This window comes from Gemmiger formicilis (genome assembly GCF_016901605.1).
GTDB classification, from domain to species: domain Bacteria; phylum Bacillota; class Clostridia; order Oscillospirales; family Ruminococcaceae; genus Gemmiger; species Gemmiger formicilis_B.
Map to the genome: position 1 here is coordinate 1 of NZ_JACJKP010000024.1, position 22288 is coordinate 22288.

21 protein-coding genes are annotated in these 22288 nt (G+C 57.2%); 18 read left to right on the plus strand and 3 right to left on the minus strand.

Annotation, left to right across the window (positions count from 1 at the left end; translation table 11 throughout):
• The 12 genes from H6B10_RS03285 to H6B10_RS03340 all read left to right on the plus strand — a co-directional run.
• The coding region (locus H6B10_RS03285) for a hypothetical protein (protein WP_204649580.1) at window positions 1-535 on the plus strand (535 nt) is incomplete at its 5' end.
• Window positions 536-550: 15 nt separating this feature from the next.
• Window positions 551-1249 (plus strand): response regulator transcription factor, encoded by a 699-nt coding sequence (locus H6B10_RS03290; protein WP_204649581.1) that lies wholly within the window; start codon window positions 551-553, stop codon window positions 1247-1249.
• A 43-nt stretch (window positions 1250-1292) separates the two neighbouring features.
• Window positions 1293-2741: a sensor histidine kinase gene (locus H6B10_RS03295; protein ID WP_204649582.1), complete on the plus strand. Its 1449-nt coding sequence runs from the start codon at window positions 1293-1295 to the stop codon at window positions 2739-2741.
• A 27-nt stretch (window positions 2742-2768) separates the two neighbouring features.
• On the plus strand, window positions 2769-3695 hold the full coding sequence (locus H6B10_RS03300) for a DUF1385 domain-containing protein (RefSeq protein WP_204649583.1): 927 nt from the start codon (window positions 2769-2771) through the stop codon (window positions 3693-3695).
• Window positions 3692-4510, plus strand: a complete 819-nt coding sequence (gene prmC, locus H6B10_RS03305) for a peptide chain release factor N(5)-glutamine methyltransferase (RefSeq protein ID WP_204649585.1) — start codon at window positions 3692-3694, stop codon at window positions 4508-4510. The genes H6B10_RS03300 and prmC overlap by 4 nt, the downstream gene beginning before the upstream one ends.
• A 139-nt stretch (window positions 4511-4649) precedes the next feature.
• Complete coding sequence (recA, locus tag H6B10_RS03310; protein ID WP_204649586.1) at window positions 4650-5828, plus strand: recombinase RecA; 1179 nt, start codon at window positions 4650-4652, stop codon at window positions 5826-5828.
• Window positions 5828-6448: a regulatory protein RecX gene (locus tag H6B10_RS03315; protein WP_204649587.1), complete on the plus strand. Its 621-nt coding sequence runs from the start codon at window positions 5828-5830 to the stop codon at window positions 6446-6448. Before recA ends, H6B10_RS03315 begins: the two co-directional genes overlap by 1 nt.
• 59 nt (window positions 6449-6507) lie before the next feature.
• The gene (gene rimO / locus H6B10_RS03320) at window positions 6508-7848 is read left to right on the plus strand and encodes a 30S ribosomal protein S12 methylthiotransferase RimO (protein WP_204649588.1); all 1341 of its coding nucleotides are present in this window, start codon (window positions 6508-6510) and stop codon (window positions 7846-7848) included.
• 3 nt (window positions 7849-7851) lie between these two features.
• The gene (pgsA, locus tag H6B10_RS03325) at window positions 7852-8427 is read left to right on the plus strand and encodes a CDP-diacylglycerol--glycerol-3-phosphate 3-phosphatidyltransferase (RefSeq protein ID WP_204649589.1); all 576 of its coding nucleotides are present in this window, start codon (window positions 7852-7854) and stop codon (window positions 8425-8427) included.
• A gap of 67 nt (window positions 8428-8494) precedes the next feature.
• A complete protein-coding gene (locus tag H6B10_RS03330; RefSeq protein ID WP_204649591.1) occupies window positions 8495-10390 on the plus strand; it encodes a hypothetical protein in 1896 nt (631 codons plus the stop codon).
• Between the two features lie 76 nt (window positions 10391-10466).
• Complete coding sequence (gene cysS, locus H6B10_RS03335; RefSeq protein ID WP_204649602.1) at window positions 10467-11861, plus strand: cysteine--tRNA ligase; 1395 nt, start codon at window positions 10467-10469, stop codon at window positions 11859-11861.
• Between the two features lie 24 nt (window positions 11862-11885).
• Window positions 11886-14894, plus strand: coding sequence for a phospholipid carrier-dependent glycosyltransferase (locus H6B10_RS03340; RefSeq protein ID WP_204649593.1), 3009 nt, complete (start codon window positions 11886-11888; stop codon window positions 14892-14894).
• A 64-nt stretch (window positions 14895-14958) separates the two neighbouring features.
• On the opposite strand, the gene H6B10_RS03345 is transcribed toward H6B10_RS03340, so the two are convergent.
• The 3 genes from H6B10_RS03345 to H6B10_RS03355 all read right to left on the minus strand — a co-directional run bounded on the left by H6B10_RS03345 (window position 14959) and on the right by H6B10_RS03355 (window position 18586).
• Window positions 14959-16194 (minus strand): 6-phosphofructokinase, encoded by a 1236-nt coding sequence (locus H6B10_RS03345; RefSeq protein ID WP_204649594.1) that lies wholly within the window; start codon window positions 16192-16194, stop codon window positions 14959-14961.
• A gap of 310 nt (window positions 16195-16504) precedes the next feature.
• Window positions 16505-17728, minus strand: a complete 1224-nt coding sequence (locus H6B10_RS03350) for a 6-phosphofructokinase (protein ID WP_204649595.1) — start codon at window positions 17726-17728, stop codon at window positions 16505-16507.
• A gap of 33 nt (window positions 17729-17761) precedes the next feature.
• On the minus strand, window positions 17762-18586 hold the full coding sequence (locus tag H6B10_RS03355; RefSeq protein ID WP_204649596.1) for a Cof-type HAD-IIB family hydrolase: 825 nt from the start codon (window positions 18584-18586) through the stop codon (window positions 17762-17764).
• 120 nt (window positions 18587-18706) lie between these two features.
• On the opposite strand from H6B10_RS03355, the gene H6B10_RS03360 reads away from it, so the two are divergent.
• From H6B10_RS03360 to H6B10_RS03385, 6 genes are all read left to right on the plus strand, one after another.
• On the plus strand, window positions 18707-19444 hold the full coding sequence (locus H6B10_RS03360) for a heparan-alpha-glucosaminide N-acetyltransferase (protein WP_204649597.1): 738 nt from the start codon (window positions 18707-18709) through the stop codon (window positions 19442-19444).
• Window positions 19445-19607: 163 nt separating this feature from the next.
• Window positions 19608-19784: a 30S ribosomal protein S21 gene (gene rpsU / locus H6B10_RS03365; protein ID WP_040917814.1), complete on the plus strand. Its 177-nt coding sequence runs from the start codon at window positions 19608-19610 to the stop codon at window positions 19782-19784.
• 75 nt (window positions 19785-19859) lie between these two features.
• The gene (locus H6B10_RS03370) at window positions 19860-20369 is read left to right on the plus strand and encodes a YqeG family HAD IIIA-type phosphatase (RefSeq protein ID WP_204649598.1); all 510 of its coding nucleotides are present in this window, start codon (window positions 19860-19862) and stop codon (window positions 20367-20369) included.
• Window positions 20362-21222, plus strand: coding sequence for a TIM barrel protein (locus tag H6B10_RS03375; protein ID WP_204649600.1), 861 nt, complete (start codon window positions 20362-20364; stop codon window positions 21220-21222). Before H6B10_RS03370 ends, H6B10_RS03375 begins: the two co-directional genes overlap by 8 nt.
• 125 nt (window positions 21223-21347) lie before the next feature.
• Window positions 21348-21908, plus strand: coding sequence for an elongation factor P (gene efp / locus H6B10_RS03380; RefSeq protein ID WP_007047529.1), 561 nt, complete (start codon window positions 21348-21350; stop codon window positions 21906-21908).
• Window positions 21909-21979: 71 nt separating this feature from the next.
• A partial coding sequence (locus tag H6B10_RS03385; protein ID WP_345941699.1) for a CD1247 N-terminal domain-containing protein occupies window positions 21980-22288 on the plus strand: 309 nt, incomplete at its 3' end.

Genomic DNA, 22288 nt, shown 5'->3' on the forward strand with positions numbered 1-22288 from the left:
AGGCTTCTTGCAGCCGTATCATCCGCCGGGCCTCAGCGACCCGCAGCGCAGCACTCTGCGCTATCACACGGAACTGCTCAGCCGGGATATCGACGGTAACGGCACGGTGGATATTCCCATGGAACTGGATGACGGCGGTGAACTGAAAAGTCCGCTGGACAAGAGTCTGGTCTTTTTGCTGTGGAAAGACTATGCCACATCGGATGGCGGGCACAGCAATTTCGGCGTGTACGACAGCCAGAATCATTTTTATATGTCCTTGCCGGAGTCCATGCACGGCAGCATCATGATCCGCAGCAACCAGAAAGGCAACGGATGGCTGATCTGCAACAGCGACGGCACAACCATTTACTGCGAGATGCGTGTGGTGGACCCGGCCGAAGAAACCGAAAGCAGCAGCGCCGACAGTACGCTGGAGTATGAGCGGATTGGCAACATCGGCAGCCAGCAGCTGCAGGCACGGATCGTGACGCCTTATTACGGGTTGAGCATCGACAGCATCAGCAGCGGAACGGTACTGCTGGGGCTGGAATAAGAAGGGAGAACGATTATGAAACGAGTTTTGGTCGTGGAGGATGAAGCCAGCATCCGGGAAATGGTCGCCCTGAATCTGAAAATGGCCGGGTGGGAAGTGGTGGAAGCACCCAGCGCGGAACGCGCTCTGGAACTGATGCATCAAAGCGAGCCTTGCGATGCCGCGCTGCTGGATATTATGCTGCCGGGCATGGATGGACTGAGCCTGTGTGAAACCATCCGTCGGGATGACAACGACATCGGCATCATCATCGTTTCCGCCAAAGGGCAGGAAAGCGACAAGATCCGCGGTCTGTCCATCGGGGCGGACGATTATATCACCAAACCTTTCTCGGTATCGGAACTGGTGGCCCGCCTGGAAGCACTGACCCGCCGCATCAAGCGAGGCAGTTCCGCCAAAGCGGCAGAGGAACCGGAACAGCTTGTGAGCGGCCCCTTTGTGCTGGACGAAAAAAGCCGGGTGCTGTATAAGTCAGGCAAACCCATCGATCTTACCCAGGTGGAATTTCAGATTATGGAACTGTTCTTCCGCAACCCGGCCACGGCGCTGGTGCGGGAAAAAATCCTGGAGGGTGTCTGGGGTAAGAATTATTTCGGGGACGTCAAGATCGTGGATGTCAATATCCGGCGCCTGCGCATGAAGATCGAGGACGAGCCCAGCAGCCCGCAGCATATTTTGACGGTGTGGGGATACGGCTACCGCTGGAATGCCTGATACCGTCTGACACAGAACCCCAAGGGAAAGGAGGAAAAAGGCCATGGCGGAAACAAGCATTATCCAGCGCTGGATCAAGGGCAGTCTGCTGATCATGGTGCTGGTTTTGTTTGCAGCCGAAGCACTTTTCCTCTATACCAGTTACCGGGAACTGTACGGCGGCGTACAGCGCGCCATCGAAAGCCGTTTCTCCACCATTTCGGGCCGTCTGCAGGCCACAGGTACGGCCGGCGACAGCCGGGAAACCTCCGAGAGCCGCGGCCAGGCGCTGCGGCGCACGGTGGAACAGTTTGACGAAAAAGATAAATTCGAGTTTATGCTGCTGGATGCCCAGGGCGTGATCCTGGCCACCAGCAGCGGTACCATGACCCAGGACCTGACCGACGGCACAGACTTTGCAAAAGCACTGTCCTCGTCCAGCGGAGTGGGCAGCGCCATTTTCTCCACCCCCCAGGGGGAGCGGGTCATGGCGGTGACGGCGCTGGTTCCTTACGCTGCCGGCAACGTGGCCGCCATGCGGATGGTCACAAGCCTGACCCTGGTGGACCGGCAGTGGAGCCGCTATGTTGCGGCGTCGGCGGGTATTGGCGTGCTGGCCTTTTTGCTGATGCTGTGGAGCGGCCTGTTTTTTGTGCGCTCCATTGTGCGGCCGTTGGGGGAAGTGGAGGCAACCGCTACCCGCATTGCCCGCGGGAATCTCAAGACCCGCCTGCCCGCTACCAAATACAACGATGAAATCGGCCGTCTGTGTGCCACCATCAACCAGATGGCGGAGGACCTGGCCGAAACCGACCGGCTGAAAAACGAGTTTATCTCGTCGGTCAGCCACGAATTGCGCACACCGCTTACCTCCATCAAGGGGTGGGTGGAAACCATCAAGAATATCGACGACCCCAGCAATGAAAATTATCGCCGCGGTCTGACGGTCATCGGTACAGAGACCGACCGTCTGTATACGATGGTGGAAGAACTGCTGGATTTTTCCCGCCTGCAAAACGGCATCAAACTCAACTGTCAGGTACTGGACCTGGTGGCCGAAGCCACCGATGCGGCACTGTTTGTGGAAGCACGCATCCAGCAGGAAAACCTGCATTTTGTTTATGAGGAACCGCCGGACCCCTACCCGGTCTGGGGCGATCCCGCCCGGCTGCACCAGGTATTTATCAACATTCTGGACAACGCCATCAAATATTCCGAACCCGGCGGTACCATTTTCCTGATCCTTACCCGGACGCCGGTCACGGTTACGGTGACCATCCGGGACCAGGGCCGGGGCATTGCGCCCGATGATCTGGATAAGGTCAAACAAAAGTTTTTCAAAGCCAAAAACGCGGTCCGCGGTTCCGGCATTGGTCTGGCGGTGGTGGATGAGATCGTCCAGGCGCTGGGCGGCCATGTTGATATTGAGTCTACACTGGGGCAGGGAACCGCGGTGTCGGTTACGCTGCCCGTTTACCATCCCGGGCAGGAACACCTGCACGAAAAAATATAAAAATCCCCATAAGGGGAAGGAGCATTTATGTCCAAGGAATTTCGCACCTCCGTCGGCGGCCAGGCCCTGATGGAGGGAATCATGATGCGCGGACCGGAAAAAATCTGCTGCGCGGTGCGCCGTCCTGATGGGACCATTGATCTCAGCTATGATACGGTGCGCCCCCATTGGTACAACAAGGTGCCGTTGGTGCGCGGCGTTTGCAATATGGCTGAAAACCTTTACAAAGGCTATCAGTACCTGATGCATGCAGCCGATATTGCCATGGAAGGGGAAACCGAACCCGTCGAGTCCAAGTTTGATCAATGGCTGGAAGCGCACATGAGTCCCGCTGTACAGAACGTGCTGATGGGTTGTGCCGCTTTTGCCGGTGTGGTGCTGGCCCTCTTCCTGTTTACCTTTCTGCCCACGTTCCTTACCGGGCTGATCAACCAGGTGGTGCCCATGGGGCGCTGGCCCCGGGTCATCCTGGAAGGCGCGCTCAAGATGGTGATTTTTCTGGGGTATATGTTCTTGTGCACCCGCTATAAAGAGCTGCACCGTGTGTTTGAATATCACGGCGCCGAGCATAAGACCATCGCCTGCTATGAAGCAGGTCTGCCCTTGACGGTGGAAAACATCCGCAAGCAGAGCCGTTTCCACCCCCGCTGCGGTACCAGCTTTATGATTCTGGTCATTATCATCAGCATCTTCCTGTATGCGGTGCTGCCCTGGACCAGTACCGGGCTGCGTGTGGTCTATAAGCTGTGTATGTTCCCCCTGTTGGTGGGAATTTCCTATGAAGTGCTCAAATGGGCCGGCCGTTCCGACAGCGCGCTCTCTCATCTGATTTCGCAGCCGGGGCTTTGGATGCAGCGGCTGACGACCTTTGAACCGGACGATTCGATGATTGAGGTGGCCATTGCGGCTGTAACACCGGTCCTGCCGGAAAACCGGGAGGATGGACGCTGGTGAACAAGTCGTTTCAGGCACTGTGCGCGCGTTTGCAGGCGGCAGGTGTTCCCGATGCCCGCTTTGATGCGGCACAGCTTTACCGCTTTGTTACCGGCCGTGACCCGCGCCTGGATGATGGTCCGGACGAGGAAGAGGCCCGGCGGCTGGAAGAACTGGCGGTACGCCGCGCCGCACGGGAACCGCTGCAGTACCTGCTGGGGGAGTGGGATTTCCTGGATTTTACCCTGAAAGTGGGGCCGGGAGTCCTCTGTCCGCGGGCAGACAGCGAAGTGGTCTGCGAAACGGCAGCGGAACTGCTGCAGGGCAAGCAAGCGCCGGTAGTTCTGGACCTTTGTGCCGGTACCGGTTGCCTGGGGCTGGGGGTGGCGCGCGCCTGCCCCGGTGCGCAGGTGACCTGTGTGGAAAAAAGCGAGGCTGCCTGGCCCTATCTGGTGGAAAACACCGCAGGAACAGGGGTTCGTACCGTGCAGGCGGATGTGTTTTGCTGGTACCGGGCGCTGGCACCGGAAAGTGTGGATCTGATCATCTCCAATCCGCCCTATCTGACGGGGGAAGAAATGGAATCCCTCATGCCGGAAACCGCCCACGAACCGGCACTGGCGCTGGATGGCGGCACCGATGGGCTGGACTTTTACCGCCTGTTTACCGAACACTATGCTGTGGTTCTGCGCCCGGGCGGCTGGCTGGTGCTGGAAATCGGCTGCGCCCAGGCCGATGAAGTGCTGGCCCTGGGAAGCCGTTACGGTTGGCAGTATGGCCGCTGCCGTAAGGATTACGGCGGCAATGACCGGGTGATTGTACTGCAAAAACCGTAAAAAAGCGGCTGAAAATCCTGTTTATGGGATAAAAAGTGAACAACATAAGGTTGTATTTTTGGCGCGAATCGTATATAATAGACCCAGACGCAAACGATAAAAGCGATCGTATATTGTATAGAAAAAGGAGAAACGCAAGATGGCAGCTAAAAAGGATACAACTCCCAAAAGCGCAGGTCCGGCGGCTGATAAGAAGGCCGCGCTGGAGACCGCGCTGGCACAGATTGAAAAACAGTTTGGCAAAGGCGCCGTGATGAAGCTGGGCTCCAATGTGACCATGCAGGTGGATGCCATTCCCACCGGCAGCCTGGGCCTGGACCTGGCACTGGGCATCGGCGGATTGCCCCGCGGCCGTATCATTGAGGTATATGGTCCCGAATCTTCCGGTAAGACTACGCTGGCCCTGCAGGTGCTGGCCGAAGCCCAGAAGATGGGCGGCGAAGTGGCCTTTATCGACGTAGAACACGCGCTGGACCCTGCCTATGCCAGTGCGCTGGGCGTGGATATTGACAGCCTGCTGGTCAGCCAGCCGGATACCGGTGAACAGGCTATGGAAATCTGTGAAGCTCTGGTGCGTTCCGGTGCCATTGATGCCGTGGTCGTGGACTCGGTGGCGGCCATGGTGCCCCGTGCCGAAATCGAAGGCGAGATGGGCGACAGTCACGTGGGTCTGCAGGCCCGTCTGATGAGCCAGGCGCTGCGTAAGCTGACCGGTGTCATCGGCAAGACCAACACCGTCTGCATCTTCATCAACCAGCTGCGCGAAAAAGTGGGTATCGTCTACGGCAACCCGGAAGTCACCACCGGCGGCCGTGCCCTGAAATACTATTCCAGCGTGCGGATCGACGTGCGCCGTATTGAGGGCCTGAAGGATTCCACAGGTGCTTTCATCGGCAACCGCACCCGCGCCAAGATCGTCAAGAATAAGGTGGCGCCCCCGTTCCGTGAGGCGGAGTTCGACATCATGTTCGGCGAGGGCATCTCCAAAATTGGCGAGATTCTGGACCTTGGCGTCAAGCTGGGCGTTGTACAGAAGAGCGGCGCATGGTTCAACTATGGCGAGATGCGCCTGGGCCAGGGCCGTGATAACGCCAAACAGTTCCTGAAAGAACACCCCGAAGTTTCCGACGAGATCGAAAAGATCGTGCGTGCCAACGCTGACCGCCTGCTGGCAGCCGGCAAAAAAGGCGCCGTAAAACCGCTTGATCCCAGCGAGATCGTCAAACCGGTAGCCCCCGGGGAAGCCCCGGCTGCTGCCGCGCCCGCTGCCAAAACCACCGGCAGCGAGGTGGAGCTGGACATTATGGTTGACGAATAATGCCCCGGCTGACACAGATCAAAGAAACCAAAAAGGGACGGCTGGCGCTGTTTCTGGACGGCGAGTTTGCCTTTTCGCTGGATGAAGATACCTTTGCCGCCGCCCATCTTCATGAGGATGATGAGCTGGAACCCTGGCAGGTGGAGCAGCTGCGCAAGCAAAGCGACACCCGCCGTGCCCTGGATAAGGCGATGGATTATCTTTCGCTGCGTGACCACGCTTCGGGGGAGTTGTATCAGAAACTCTGCCGTAAATTTGACGCACACAGTGCGGCCTACGCTGTGGCACGTGCCGGGGAACTGGGGCTTTTGGACGACGCCGGCTTTGCCTGCCGCCGTGCTGCGGAGCTGCTGCGTAAGCGCAAATCCAGGCGGGAGATCCTCAATGATCTGGCCGCCAAGGGTATCGACCGCGATACTGCCGCTGAGGCGGTGGAAAGCCTGTACGATGAGGCAGAAGAAGGGGAAGACCCGGAAATGGCTTCGGTGCAGGCACTGCTGGAACGGCAGTATGCCGCCAAGCTGGCGGCCGGTAAGCGGGACCAGGTAGCGGCAGCGCTGGCCCGGCGCGGATTTTCCCATGCAATCATCCGGGAAGCGCTGGCAGCCTATGAGGATTGAAACGCTGCCGGATGCTTTCCGGTTTGCCACCCTAAACACTACACAATAAGGACGTATCTATGAAGATTGCCATTATTTCTTTGGGCTGCCCCAAAAACCAGGTGGACGCAGATGTGTTCTGCCATGCTCTTTTGAAGGATGGGCACACGACGGTTGCTGACCCTGCCGAAGCAGATGTGATTATCATCAACACCTGCGGCTTTATTGAGTCGGCCAAGACCGAAGCCATCGAGAACATTCTCATGGCCTGCCAGTATAAAGAGCAGAATCCCGATCTCAAAGTGATCGTTACCGGCTGCCTGGCGGAACGTTACAAACAGCAGATCGTGCAGGAAATCCCTGAGGTCGACGCGGTAGTGGGCATTGGTTCCAACGCGGCGCTGCCGGCCATTGTGGCCCGGGTCTGTGCAGCAGGCGCCGGTCAGGTGGAAAGTTACGGCCCCAAGACCGATATGCCGTTGGGTGGTGCGCGGGTCATTTCCACGCCCCAGCATTATGCCTACCTGAAAATTGCCGAGGGATGCAACAACCGCTGCCACTATTGCGCCATTCCCATGATTCGCGGTCCGCTTCGCAGCCGTCCGTTGGAGGACTGTGTGGCCGAAGCCCGCTGGCTGGCCAGCGAGGGCGTGCGGGAACTGATTCTGGTAGCCCAGGACCCCACAGCCTACGGCGAGGACTGGGGTAAACCCGGTGCCGTCTGTGAGCTGCTGGACCGCTTGCAGGAGATCGACGGCATCCGCTGGATTCGGATTCTCTATGCGTACCCCGAACGGATCAGTGATGCGTTTATCGAGGCCATGGTCCGCAATACCAAGGTAGTGCCTTATCTGGACCTGCCCATTCAGCATTGCGATGATGCGGTGCTCAAGGCGATGAACCGCCGCGGCGGCCGTGCCGAGATCGAAGACGCCGTTGCCCGCCTGCGGAAGGCGATTCCCGGTATTACACTGCGCACCACCCTGATTGCCGGCTTCCCCGGCGAAACGGAAGAGCAGTACGCCGAATTGTGTGATTTCGTCAAGACGATGCGGTTTGACCGTTTGGGCTGCTTCGCCTACTCGGCAGAGGAAAATACCGTAGCTGCCAAAATGGAAGGCCAGCTGGATGAAGAAACCAAGCAGCGCCGTGCGGATCATATTATGGAATTGCAGGCGGAAGTCAGCGCCCAGCGGGAAGGGGAAAAGGTCGGCCAGACGCTGGAATGCATCTGCGACGGTGTGGACGAAGAAACCGGCATGTATCTGCTGCGTTCCAAGGCGGATTGCCCGGAGATTGACGGCAATGTGCTGACTCCGGCGGATACCCCGCTGGAAACCGGTGCGTTCTACAATGTGACCATCACCGATGCCGATACCTATGATCTGTACGGCTATACCGAAGAAAAACTGGAGGACTGAACCATGAATCTCCCCAATAAACTGACGATGCTGCGCGTCTTGCTTGTTCCTGCCTTTATGGTTTTTGCCGCTTTTGGAAAATACGGCACCGCGGACTATAATGCCACCTGCATGCTGGTGGCCGGTATTGTGTTTGCCGTTGCCAGCTTTACGGATTTTCTGGATGGCTATCTTGCCCGCAAGTATCATCTGGTTACCGATTTTGGTAAATTCATGGACCCCCTGGCGGACAAGTGCCTGACCACCGCCGCGTTTATTTACATGGTAGCCGACGGCATCTGCTCGCCGGTGGTATTGGCCATCATCCTGTTCCGGGAGTTTGCCGTGGCCGGTGTCCGTATGATCGCTGCCGAGTCCGGCACGGTGATTGCCGCCAACATGTGGGGTAAGGTCAAAACCGTGCTGCAGATGCTTACCATTATTTTCTACTATTTTGCTGCAGCGCTGAGCGGCCCCACCGACGTTATGGGCGTTGGGCTGATCACGGTGGTTCTTACCTGGCTGGTGGCCGCGGCTACGCTGCTGTCCGGCGGGATCTACCTGTGGCAGAACCGCAGCTGCTTCATGCAGGCAAAATAAAAGACGGGGGAATACCATCTTGCCAAATTCAACACCCCGCGCAAAAATATATCAGTATTTTGCCAGAATGACTCGCCTGGAGCGGGCCGTTCTGGCTTTGCTGTGTGTTTTTGCCGTTAAGTTCTTATTCAGTACCGCTGCCCATTTTGTGCCGGCTTTGCAGGCGGTGGATGTGCTGGGCAGCGGCCGCCACCCGGTGGATGTATGGCTGCTGATGCTTTGCTGTACAGCCGTTCTGGGAATGCTCTGCCTGTACCGCCGTGCACTGCGGTCGGTTTCTGTACGGCTGACCCGTTTTGACGGCGTGGTACTGGCAATCTGCTGTGTGCTCAGTGCGGCGTTTTATCTGCATGCCATGCTGGGGCGTCAAAGCCTGTATTTGTGGGACAATGCTACCTACTATAACCTGCAGGTGCGCCTGGAATCCAACTTTGCCGACGGCGTATTTATGGGCGTAGGGTCCACCATTTATAAGACCTGGTTCAACGATTACGCGCCGTTTGTCATCAACATTCTGTTGGAACCCTTCTTCATGTTCACGGCGCGCACGGCCAATACCTTTGCCATTCTCTGCGCACTGCTGTTTCCCTCTCTGGTATATTTCAGTGCGCTGGTATTGCTGCAGGTGCTGCGCCGTCAGCTGGCCCCAAAGTTCCCCCGGTTGTTTACGGCACTGGGTATGGCGTTTGTGCTGCTGCTGCCGCTGCTGCATATTGCCCTGTACCGCGGCATGCCGGATTTGTTGGGCGTGGCCTTTGCATTTATGCTGATGGCGCTGCTCACCGGCTATGATTTTGATGTTCCGGCCCCGGCCCGCCTTGTAAGCGTAGCCACCTTTACCGGGCTGCTGATCCTCACCCGCCGCAGTTATATGTTCACGGTGGTGGTGATCTTCCTGTTCTACGGGGTCCGGGTGCTGTTGCAGGCAGCAAGGCACCGCCGCAAAGAGGCTTTCGTGCGGTTCTGGCAGTTTGCGGTTGTTTCGCTGGTGTGTGTGGGCGGACCGTTGGCCCCTATGTTCTGGCGTATTGTCAAGGCGGATTACAGTGACCGCTATGCAACCTACCAGACCGGAGGATTTTTCTCGGAACTGCACAATCAGTATGTGTACCTGGGACTGCTCGTCGGTGTCATTTTCCTGGTAGGTTTTCTGTACGGTTTGTACAAAAAGAACGCGAGATTCCTTTCTGTATTATCACTGGCGGGGGCGGTAGCCACCGTGCTGCTGGTAACCCGGGTCCAGAATATGGACGATCACCAGTCTCTGGCTGTAGCGCCTTTTTATCTGCTGGGGTGCTTCCTCTGCGCACTGGCGGTGGCCAACCTGCCCTGGGGGGCGCTACGCGGCGTAACAGCGGCAGTACTGACGGCATTGTGTGTACTGAACTTTGGGGGCTGCAGCCAGCTGCTGCCCATCGTGTTCCCCAGTCAGGTGTACAGTGGATTGTTCTTCTATGTGGACAACGAGCGCACCGACATGGATCAGATCGCTCAGGTCAACGATTGGTTGCGGGCCAACTGCAGCGGAGAAAATTCCGCCTATATGATCTGCCACGGTGTGGTGTACAGTGCCGACGTGTTCCGCGCGGCAGCCCTGCCGGATGAAAGCATCCGCACCCTGCTGGCGTACGGTGCCGTCAATCCCGGCAACGATGCGTTCCCCAAAGAACTGTTCACCGCACAGGTCGTTCTGACCTGCACGCCCTTTGATCCCAGCAACCATACCGAGAAAATCAACAACGCCTTTTTGGAAAACCAGGAACGGTACCAGCCCTTTGAGGTGGCCGCTACCTTTGATATGGGCAACGGTTATACCATTACGGCATACCGCCGGATCAAAGCGCCTACGGTAGCGGAACTGGATACCTACCGCAGTTGGTTGGCGGAGGAAGACGCCCAGTACCCCTACAACTTCAGTGCGGTGTGGGATCAGCTGGAAGCCGAGTTTGCAAATAACGGGTAAACACTTGCAACGACGCCATGCGGCGGCTATAATAGAAATCACCGAGACCATTGAATTGGGAAAGGACTGTGCCACCATGCAGATTTTTAACACTATGACCCGTCAGAAAGAGGAGTTCGTCCCCCAGAAGGAGGGCGAGTACCGCATTTATGTATGCGGCCCGACGGTGTATAACTATATTCACATCGGCAATGCGCGGCCGATGATCGTATTTGATACCCTGCGCCGCTATCTGGAATATTGCGGCAACAAGGTGTACTATGTTTCCAACATCACCGACATCGATGATAAGCTGATCCAGAAAGGCCGGCAGGAGGGCATCTCCATGCAGGAGGTGGCCCGCAAGTTTGAAGCGGAGTACATCAAGGATTCTGAGGGCCTGAACGTGGAGGAACCCACGGTGCGCCCCCGTGCTACCGAGCATATCGGCGAGATCATCAAGATCGTCAAGGATCTGGTGGATTCCGGCCATGCCTACGTGGCCCGCAACGGAGATGTGTATTTCCGCGTTAAATCCGACGAGGGGTACGGCAAACTGAGCCACCTCAACCTGGATGATCTGGAGAGCGGCAACCGCACCCTGCGCAGCCAGATGGATGATGACCTGAAAGAGGATCCCGCGGATTTCGCGGTGTGGAAAGCGGCCAAGCCCGGCGAACCCTACTGGGAAAGCCCCTGGGGCCATGGCCGTCCCGGCTGGCACATTGAGTGCAGCGCTATGGCGCGCAAGCATCTGGGCAACACAATTGACCTGCATGCGGGCGGTCAGGACCTGATCTTCCCCCACCATGAAAATGAGATCGCCCAGAGTGAGTGTGCCAACGGCTGCACTTTCAGCCGGTACTGGATGCACAACGGCTTCTTGAACATCAACAACGAGAAGATGTCCAAGAGCGCGGGCAACTTCTTCACCGTGCGCGAAATTGCTGAGAAATACGGGTACGAGCCGATCCGCTACTTTATGCTGACGGCCGGCTACCGCATGCCGCTGAACTACACTGTGGAGCTGATCGAAAGCTGCAAGAACAGCCTGGACCGGCTGTATACCTGCCGCGACAACCTGGATTTTGCCATTGAGCATGCCCATGGCACCGACACTGCGTTGGTTGCCAAGTGCGAAGAGGCGCGCAACAAATTCAAAGCCGCCATGGACGATGACCTGAATACCCCGGATGCGTTGGCTGCTGTCTTTGATTTTGTCAAGGATATCAACACCTTGTCTGATGCATCCGACAAGGCAACGCTGGAACTGGCTGCCAAGACTTTTGACGAGCTGACCGGTGTGCTGGGACTTTTGTACAACCGCAAAAAGGATACAGTCCCGGCGGAAGTGACCGCTCTGGTGGAAGAGCGTGCCGCTGCCAAAAAAGCCAAGGACTGGGCCAAGGCCGATGCCATCCGTGCCCAGCTGACCGAGATGGGCTGGAGTGTAACCGATACCGCCCAGGGTCCGAAAATCGCAAAACTGTAAGAGAAAACGTAGGGGCGTACCTGTGTGTCTGAACGCGCGGCAACAAGCGGCGGACATACGGGTAAGCCCCACGTATTTTTGAATACCATGAAAATTCAACGTAAACAATCTGAACCGCGGACCCTGTGGCTGTTGCTGGGCGCTGCGCTGCTGCTGCGGCTGGTGCTGGCGCTGGTGACCGAAGGGTATCCCTACGATATGAGCTGCTTTGTGGCCTGGGGTGACAAACTGGCTGCCGAGGGACCGGCGGCTTTTTACAGTGAGGGATATTTTGCCGACTACCCGCCCGGGTATCTTTTTGTGCTGGGGTTGGTAGGCTTGCTGCGCGCGGCTTTTTCCATTGCCTACGAATCTCCGCTGACCTATCTGCTGTTGGCGCTGGTCCCCAGCCTGTGCGACTGTGCAGCCGCTTGGCTGGTCTGGCGTGTGGCCCGGCATACCATTCCGGGAAGCCGCGGTGTCTGGGCCTTGACGGCGTTTACCGCCTTCAATCCGCTGATGCTGTTTGACACGGGCATCTGGAAACAGATCGACGGTGCATTTGCTTTGCCGCTGTTGTTCTGCTTTTTGCTGCTGGAACGGCGCCGGTATCTGCCCGCAGCTTTGCTGTATGGTGTCGCGCTGGCGATCAAACCCCAGGCATTGCTGTTTGGCCCGGTGCTGGCAGCTTGCTTCCTGGCGGCTATTGTGCAGGAAGAAAACCGTTTCCGGGCGTTTGGGCGCTGCTTTGGAGGCGCTGCGGTAGCGTTGGCGCCGCCGCTGCTGGCGGGAATTCCTTTTTACGGGTTGAAAGACCTGGTACCTTCCCTCATCGAAAAATATTTTGGGACGGTGTCCGGCTATCCGTACGCTTCCATCAATGCCTTCAACTGGCTTACCGCGCTGGGCGGAAACTGGAAGTCGCTGGAAGATACGGCGATGTTTGGTATCAGCTGGCATACGCTTGGCTGGTTCATGATCCTGCTGGGCACTGGCGGTCTGGCCTTTTTTGCGGTGCGCAGTGTGCGCGGCGGCCATTTTTCGCCGCTGCTGCTGGCCGCCTATTACGGGTTGGGGGTATTCACCTTCGGCCATTGTATGCACGAGCGGTATATGGTGCCCGGCGTCCTGCTGACGCTGCTGGCGGCTGCCCGTTGGAATGATATCCGCCTGTATGCGGCAGGGTTTGGCCTGTCGCTGACGGGATTCATCAATCTGGCTACCGTGTATTCCCTGGCCGGAACAGAGGATGAATGGCTGACCAGCGCCACCAGTTCCACCGTTGCGGTGCTGGTAGGTCTGGCCGAAACCGTATGCTTTGTGATGCTGTTGTTTGCCGTTTGGGATATTGCCCTCCATGGCCATGCGCTGCCGCTGCCTGCCCGCGCCCGGGAGGAAAAACCGACACCGGCGCCGCAGCCTGCCTGGCAGCACCGGGAATTGCTGGCAATGCTGGGGGCTACGGTGGCTACCGCAGTGCTGAGCTTTGCGTATTTGGGCGATACCACCGCCCCGCAGAATCCTCTGGATGCTACCGGTACGGTTTTGCAGGAAACCGTTACAGTGGAAGGGGATGCCATTGACCTGTGGGTTTACCCGGGCATCTCCTTTGGGGGCAGCCTGCAAATCACAGATGAACAGGGCAATACCCTCTATACTCAGGAGCTGGGCTACAGCACCTGTTTCAGCTGGAGCGAAAGCCGCCTGCCGGTCTCTTCCGGGCAGACGCTGACCGTTACGGTTCAGAACGCCCAGGTGTTTGAAATGGCTTTCCGGGATGGGGACGGCAACCTGCTGCCGGTTACGGGCGGCGGTGCTCTGTTTGATGAGCAGGGCATGGTGCCGGATGCCATCAGCCAGCTCAACAGCATGTATTTTGATGAAATCTATCATGGCCGCACAGCCTATGAGCAGCTGCACAAGATGCCCGTATACGAAACTACCCATCCGCCGCTGGGCAAAGACCTGATCATGGTCGGTGTGGCGCTGTTTGGTATGACAGGATTCGGCTGGCGTTTTTCCGGTACACTGTTTGGCGTGCTGCTGGTGCCGCTGGCCTGGTGCTTTGCCCGCCGGCTGACCCGCAAACGTTGGATCGGTGCGGTGGCCGGGGTTCTGCTGGCCTTGGACTTTATGCGGTTTGCCCAAAGCCGTATTGCCACCATTGATATTTACGGTACGTTCTTTATTTTGTTGGGCGCCTACTTCATGCTGTGGTATTGCCAGAGTGTGCTGGAAAAAGGCGTGAACGGCTCGTTGCTTCCCATGGCGCTGGGCGGTGTAGCCTTTGGCTTGGGATGTGCGGCCAAGTGGACCGGCATTTACGCCGGGGCGGGGCTGGCCATTCTTTACCTTGGGGTGCTGTACGCGCGCTGGCGGCAGAAGCAGCCGGGGTTCTGGCAGGAATTCCGCACGGCGGCCTGGGGCGGTGTGCTGTTTTATGTATTGCTGCCCTTGTGCATTTACATTGCCTCTTATCTGCCGTACTGGTGGCGGGATTCTTCCTTCAGTCTGGCGGACTGGTGGCAATGCCAGGTGTCCATGTATTCCTATCACTCCAACCTGGAGGCGACCCATCCCTTTGAAAGCCGCTGGTATACCTGGCTGCTGGGACTGCGGCCGGTATGGTATTACCAGAACACCCATCTGGCGGAGGGAATGAAAGCCAGCATTGCTGGTTTGGGGGGGGCGGTCATCTGGCTGGCAGGGCTTGGCTGCTTGTTGGCGCTGCTGTGGCATCAGGTCAGCAACCGTGGCAGCCGTGCCGGGGCTGGCATGCTAATTTTGTACGGCACCCAGCTGATTCCCTGGATGCTGGTACCGCGCTGTACCTTCCTGTACCACTATTTCCCCAGTTCCATGTTCTGCCTGGCAGCAATTGCGCTGGTGCTCTCCCACATCCGCAACACACGCAAGGCGCAACGCATTGGAATGGGGTTGTGCATCCTTTCGCTGGCGTTGTTTGTCTGTTACTATCCGGCGCTTTCTGGATTGCCCATCCCGGACTGGTGGGCGCAGGCGCTGGAAATTCTGCCCAGTTTCGGATTTTATTAAGCAAAAAAACACCCCGCAGAGTGCCGGATGGCATCGGTGCGGGGTGTTTTTTGCCTGTTTGGGATCAGGCTTCTGGGAGGTAAATATGATGAGGCAAGCCTTCTACATAAATGGGGGTCAGTTCGGCCTGGATCAACGGCATTGCGTAGGAGATAAACTCCTGGGTCATGGCGGTGTGGTCCGCATTTACCCATTCCAGAGGGACCTTCTTTTCCAGGTTGGCCACTTCGCTGATGGGATGCAGGCTGGTGCCGCACTGGTACGGTGCATTGGAAATGCGGTCCAGGGCGACCATTTCGCCGGTGTGGCCTTCAAAGGCGGCCTTGGCGGCAGCACCGCCCACCTGGTATGCTTCGGTAATATCGGTACGGCTGGTCAGATGACCGGCGCAGCGCTGCAGGGTAGAAAGCTCAATGCAGCGGGTTTTGGTATCCAGACGGCGGGCCACCGTGTTGGCCAGAAAACGGGCGGTGCCGGTCAGGGCTTTGTGGCCGAAGGCATCCACCGCGTGGACGTCGTCTGCCAGCTCGCAGACGTAACGGCCGTCCTCCAGTTTGACGCCTTCCGAAACGGCAATGACGATGGAAGGTTTGGTCTTTTGCATCCGCTCCACTTTTTCCACAAAATGGTCCACATTGAAGGGGACTTCGGGCAGGCAGATCATATCCACACCTTCGCAGTCTTCGGCTTTGGCCAGGGCGGCTGCGGCGGTCAGCCAGCCGGCGTTGCGGCCCATGATCTCTACAATGGTCACATATTTGGTGCCGTAAACGGTGGCGTCCCGGATGATTTCTTTCATCACAACGCCGATGTATTTGGCGGCGCTGCCGTAGCCGGGGGTGTGGTCGGTCACCATCAGGTCGTTGTCAATGGTTTTGGGCACACCCATAAAACGGATCTCGCTGCCAATGTGCGCGCCGTAGTCCGCCAGCTTGCCGATGGTATCCATGGAGTCGTTGCCGCCGATGTAGAAGAAATAGCCGATGTCCAGTTCTTTCAGAATCTCAAACAACTGCAGGTAAACGGCTTCCCCTTCGGGGGTGTGCCAGTCGGGCAATTTGTAGCGGCAGCTGCCCAGGTAGCTGGACGGAGTACGCTTCAGCAGTTCAATGTCCAGGGCGTTTTGCAGTTTGTCGTCCAGTACGCAGGTGCGGCGTTCCAGCAGACCGGCTACGCCGTGCAGCATACCGTAAACCTTGCCGGCGCCGCGGCGCTTGCAGCTTTCATATACGCCTGCCAGGCTGGCGTTGATCACCGAGGTGGGGCCGCCGGACTGACCGACGATTGCATTCTTTGCCATAGTTTGCCTCCTGCCGTTATCTGGTTGGAAAGAACCGTGTACCATAAAAAGCCGCACGGCATACTGAATTTGTTGTATTCAGTGTACCATGCGGCTTGTAATTTTGCTATTGCAGGAGTTGCCGAAAAAAGATCGTACCGTTGTGAAAGTTTTTGTTCCGCCAGGTGGAACGCCTGGCAGAACGTGTCGGGAAGCGAGGAAAAGATAATTCCACATCGTGGAACGACTCGTGCAATTTAAGCAATCTGCACGACAAAATACGCAGTTTTATATTGTAAAAATTGCAGAATACCAGACAATTTGACGGAAATCAGCCCAGATGAATGTGGCGGGGGACACCGTTGATATAAATGGGCGTCAATTCTGCCTGGATCAACGGGCGGGCATAACGCTCAAAGTTTTCGTTCACATGCATGCCGTCCTCGGTGATCCATTCGGCGGGGACCTTCTTCTCAAAATTGGCAACCTTTGTTACGTCCACCATTTCGGTCTCAACGCGGTAAGGCTGGTCGCTCAACCGCTTGATGGCGCACATTTTGGCAGTTTCCCCACGCATGGCGGCTTCCACAGAGGCACCGCCCACCTGATAGGCTTCGGTGATGTCGGTGCGGCTGGCCAGGTGGCTGGCGCACCGCTGCAGAGTGGAAAACTCAATGGCGCGGGTCTTGCAGCCCAGGCGTACCCGAATCAGTTCTGCTAGGTAACGGCTGGTACCACTGAGAATGGCCTTATGGCCAAAAGCATCCAACTGGCCTGCAGTGGAAACCAGGTCGCACAGGAAAACGCCGTCGGCATTTTTCACGCCTTCGCTCACGGCAATAATTACATTGTGACGCTCTTTTTCCAGCTCGGCCACCTTGGCAAGGAAAGCCTCCTCGTCAAAGGGGCGCTCCGGCAGCAGAATCAGATCCGGGCCGTTGCAATCCGGGCCTGCGGCCAGGCTGGCAGCGGCGGCCAGCCAGCCGGTATGGCGGCCCATGATCTCGGCAACCGTCACGCTGCGCAGGTCGTATACACTGGAGTCGCAGATGACTTCCTTCAAGATGGTGGCAATATACTTGGCGGCACTGCCGTAACCGGGGGTGTGGTCGGTAAGCATCAGGTCGTTGTCGATGGTCTTGGGCACACCGATAAACCGAATCGCACTGCCGATCTTCTCCCCATAAGCGGACAGCTTGGAGATGGTATCCATGGAATCGTTGCCGCCGATGTAGAATACAGCGCCGATGTCATACTCGGTGAAGAGGGAAAAGAGCTTGGTGTAGGGGCGTTCGTCCACCGAAGGATCGGGCAGCTTGTGACGGCAGCTGCCCAAAAAGCTGGAAGGCGTGCGCTTGAGCAGCTCGATATCCATTTTATCGGACAGAACCGTGTCCAAGTCAACGATTTTGCCTTCCAGTACGCCTTCAATGCCGTACTGCATTCCGTATACATGGGGGGCACCGCATGCTTTGGCAGTTTCATAGACGCCTGCCAGGCTGGAGTTGATCACGGCGGTGGGGCCGCCGGATTGACCTACCAATACGTTTTTCATCGTGTCTACCTCTTGTATTTTTTATTTTATATATTACAATACGTATTTTTCAATGGCCTCTGCCACACCGTCGTGATTGTTGTCCGCGGTGATCACGTCAGCGGCCTGCTTGATTTCTTCGGTGGCGTTGCCCATGGCAACACCCAGCCCGGCAGCTTCCAGCATGGTCAGGTCATTGCCGGAATCGCCCACGGCCATTACCTCGTCAAGGGCCAGCCCCAGACGCTCGGCCAGCGCCATCAGGCCGCGGCCTTTGCTGATGCCCGGTGCGTTCAGTTCCATGTTGCGTTCCAGGCTCGAAGTGATCTCAATCTCGGGGCAAGCCTTTGCGACGGCCTGCCAGGCAGCATTGCGCTCCGCTTCGGTTCGGTACATGATGCTGAATTTTTCCACATCATTGGGATACTGCTGCATGGTGGCATGCATATCCGGCACTTCAATCCGGGTGGTACGGAAATAATCGCGCAGGTTGGGCGGTACCATGTCAATGCTGTTTTCGGCATTTTCGCTGGTGGTGTAGCTGTTGCCGTCAATAAAAATGCTCATCATACCGCCAAAAGGGGCCACCACATCATAGGCCCGTTGCGCCAGGGCAGCATCAAAGGGCAGGTTGACCAGCTTTTCCTGGGTTTGCAGGTCCACGACGGATGCACCGTTGGAGGTCAGCGCATAGCGCACACCGGGAATTTTGATGAACTGCTCCGGTACCCCGGCCACGGTACGCCCGGTGGCGGGCAGGACCACCACACCTTTCTGCAGGGCGGACTGTATTGCAGCCAGCGTACGCGGCGTGATCTCTTTTTGGTCATTGAATACGGTTCCATCCAAATCCAATGCGACCAGACGAATCTGTTGCATATACTTCTCCCCAATCCTTATAATCCAGCTTAAATTTTACTGCAAAACCGCCGGAATTGCAACCGGAGCCACTGTGTGCTACAATGAATAAACTGTAAAATTTCGGAAGGCTGGGTGTTTATGTCCGCAAAACGGCTGTGGCTGCTGGATGTGCTGCGCGGGGCGGCGCTGGTCAACATGTTGGCCTACCATGCCCTGTATGACTGGGTTTATGTCTTTGGTCATGAAAGCTGGTATGATATCTGGTCGCCGGGCTGCCATGTATGGCAGCAGTATATTTGCTGGAGCTTTATTCTGTTGTCCGGCTACAGTTTTACATTGGCACGCAAGCCTTTGAAAAACGGTTTGCTGGTTGCCGGCTGTGCGGTGATCCTCACGGTGGTCACCGTCGGGTTCATGCCGTCAGAATCCATCTGGTTCGGGGTACTGCACCTGAATGCTGCCGCAGTGCTGCTGACCTGTCTGCTGCACCCGCTGCTGCGGCGCTGCCCGGCACCGGCGGGACTGGCGGTATCCGCAGTACTGTTTGCATTGACCAACCAGTTGCCGGAAGGGTATCTGGGCTTTGAAAATCTGCGGTTGTGCGCGCTGCCGGCGGCCTGGTACCGTTCCAATCTGTTCTGGCTGGGGCTGCCGGATTTCACACGGTTTTCTTCGGCGGATTATTTCCCCATCATTCCCTGGATTTTCCTGTTCTGGTGTGGGTATTATCTGGCTGGTCTGTGGCGCCCGCGCACAGGGCAGGCACCGGCTGTACTGCGGCCGCTGGCCTGTGTGGGACGGCATACGCTGCTTGTCTATATGCTTCACCAGCCGGTGATTTACGGCGCACTGTGGGTCTGGCATGCGGTGTTCTGACCCCCGCAGTGGAAAAGCGGAAAAAATGTTAAAAAATTAAAAATTCGACGCAGTATGCGGTGTTTCCCAGTTGACATCCGAGGGGTGTGTATAGTATAATCTTGTTTACTGGTTAATTGTTTTGACCGGCAAACTCCTGTCTCAGGTCAAGGGAGGGAAGAAGATGTCGGAGATCCGTGTCAAAGAGGGCGAGTCCCTCGAGAGCGCTCTGCGCCGTTTCAAGCGCAGCACCGCCCGTAGCGGCGTGTTGGCCGAGGTGCGTAAGCGTGAGGCTTATGAGAAGCCGTCTGTGCGCCGTAAGAAGAAGTCCGAGGCTGCCCGCAAGCGCAAGTTTAAGTAAGCTAGCTTACAAAGAACGACTGTGCAGACCCGCGTTTTGCGCGGGTCTGCACTTTTTTGTATAAGGAGCAGTACCATGATCCTGACCCCAGAATTCATCTTTCGCAATGTGGAAGCCATCCATCCGGATTTTTTGGCCCGGCAGGGCATCAAGGCTTTGGTGCTGGATGTGGACAATACCCTGACCGGCGACGGCAGCCAGATGTTGGATGAAAGCGTCAAAGCGTGGCTGCAGCAAATGCGGGAAGCAGGTATCAGCCTGACGGTGGTTTCCAACAATACGGCCAAACGGGTACGCCCCTTTGCCGAGCGTATCGGACTGGAGTGGGTGTCGTTGGCCTGCAAGCCGCTGCCCATCGGCCTGATGGTGGCGCGCCACCGCCTGGGGGTGACCAAGTCCCAGATGGCCATGGTGGGCGACCAGATCTATACCGACCGGATGGCTGCCGGGCTGTATGGCATTCCCTGCCTGTTCTTGCTGCCGCGGACCCCGCACGATAAGGCGCGTGGTGTGCAGATCAAACGTAAATTCGAACCCCATTGGGTGCAAAAGTATTTCCGCAAAGGGGGTAAACTGTATGAGTGAGAGTCCGCGTTTCGGTTCAGCTGGTCTTTCGGACAGCTATCCCATCAAAAAGTTTGATCCGGAGGGTATCGCAGCGTTTACGGCAGATTTTGGGCTTACGGCTTTCGAGTATCAGTGCGGCCGCGGCGTGCGCCTTGCACTGGATAAAGCCGCGGCCCTGGGGGAAGCCTGCGCCAAACGGAACATTGCGCTTTCGGTGCATGCGCCCTATTATATCAGTATGTCCAGTCTGGAGGAAGACAAGCGGCTGCACAGCATTGACTATCTGCTGCAAAGCTGTGAGCTGGTCAAGGCCCTGGGCGGGCGCCGGGTGATTTTCCACTCCGGTTCCTGCGGCAAGCAGAGCCGGGAGGAAGCGCTGGAAAAAGCCATGGATACCATGCGCCGGGCGGTGGAAGCCTGTGATGCGGCGGGATACGGGGATTGCATCCTCTGCCCCGAAACCATGGGCAAAGTCAATCAGCTGGGCACACTGGACGAGGTGCTGGCCCTGTGCAGTGTGGACGAGCGCATCACACCCTGCATTGATTTCGGCCATCTTTACGCGCGCAGCCAGGGAGTTCAGTTTGCGGAGGAAAACGCGGAGGAAGATTATGCGGCCCTGCTGGATCAGCTGCAGGTGCTGGGACCCTGGCGGGCGGCAAATTTCCACGCGCATTTTTCCCGCATTGCCTACACCAAAGGCGGCGAAAAGTGCCACCTTACGTTTGAAGATACCCAGTACGGTCCGCCCCACGCACCGCTTCTGGCACTGCTGAAAAGCCGGGGCCTGACGCCGACGATCATCTGTGAATCGGCAGGGACTCAGGCAGAGGACGGGCAGATTCTGGCCCGTACCTACGCCGCTTTATAAAGGACGAGGCAAAAAAATAGCGAAAACCACCCAAAAAAAGTGGCCCAGGTCTTGCAAAAACACGCATTATCCTGTAAAATAGTTACAGCTATGTAGTACCATTCTATTATTGGAGGAATTTTTATATGATTTCTGCAGGCGAATTCCGCAATGGCGTCACCTTTGAACAGGACGGCCAGGTCCTTCAGGTCGTTGAGTTCCAGCACGTCAAGCCCGGCAAGGGCGCCGCATTTGTGCGTACCAAGACCAAGAACGTGATCACTGGTTCCGTGGTGGAAACCAGCTACAACCCCACCGCCAAGTTCCCTCAGGCTTTCATCGAGCGTAAAGAGGTTACCTACTCCTACGAGGACGGCGGCCTGTACCACTTCATGGACGTGGAGACCTACGACGATATCCCCGTCAGCGCCTCCGACGTGCCGGAAAACTTCAAGTTCTGCAAAGAGAACGACACCTGCAAGCTGCTGAGCTACAAGGGCAAGGTGTTCAGCGTGGAAATCCCCAACTTTGTTGAGCTGGAGATCACCGCTACCGAGCCGGGCATCAAGGGCAACACCGCTACCAACACCCTGAAGCCCGCCACCGTCGAGACCGGCGCCGAGATCCGCGTGCCGCTGTTCATCAACGAGGGCGATAAGGTCCGCATCGATACCCGCACCGGCGAGTATATGGAGCGCGTCAACTGATTTCTCTGCCGGGCATGGCATACCGCCGCGCCCGGCTTTTTTTGACAAACAGCAAACGGAGGAAAAGCACTATGGCTATGGATCTGAATGCAAAAGCCGCTTACATCCGCGGCCTGATGACCGGTATGGAATTTGACCCCGCCTCCAAGAACGGCAAGGTCATTGCAGCCATGATGGACCTGCTGGAAGAGATGGCGGCCACCGTCACCGAGCATGACAACGCGCTGGATCAGGTGTACGACGAACTGGAAACCCTGGACCAGGATCTGGACGATATGGTTGCCGATCTCTACGGTGAGGATGACGAAGAAGCCGAGGATGAGGACAGCGAGGACCTCTACGAGGTTACCTGCCCGAACTGCGGCGCTGTTTCCACGGTG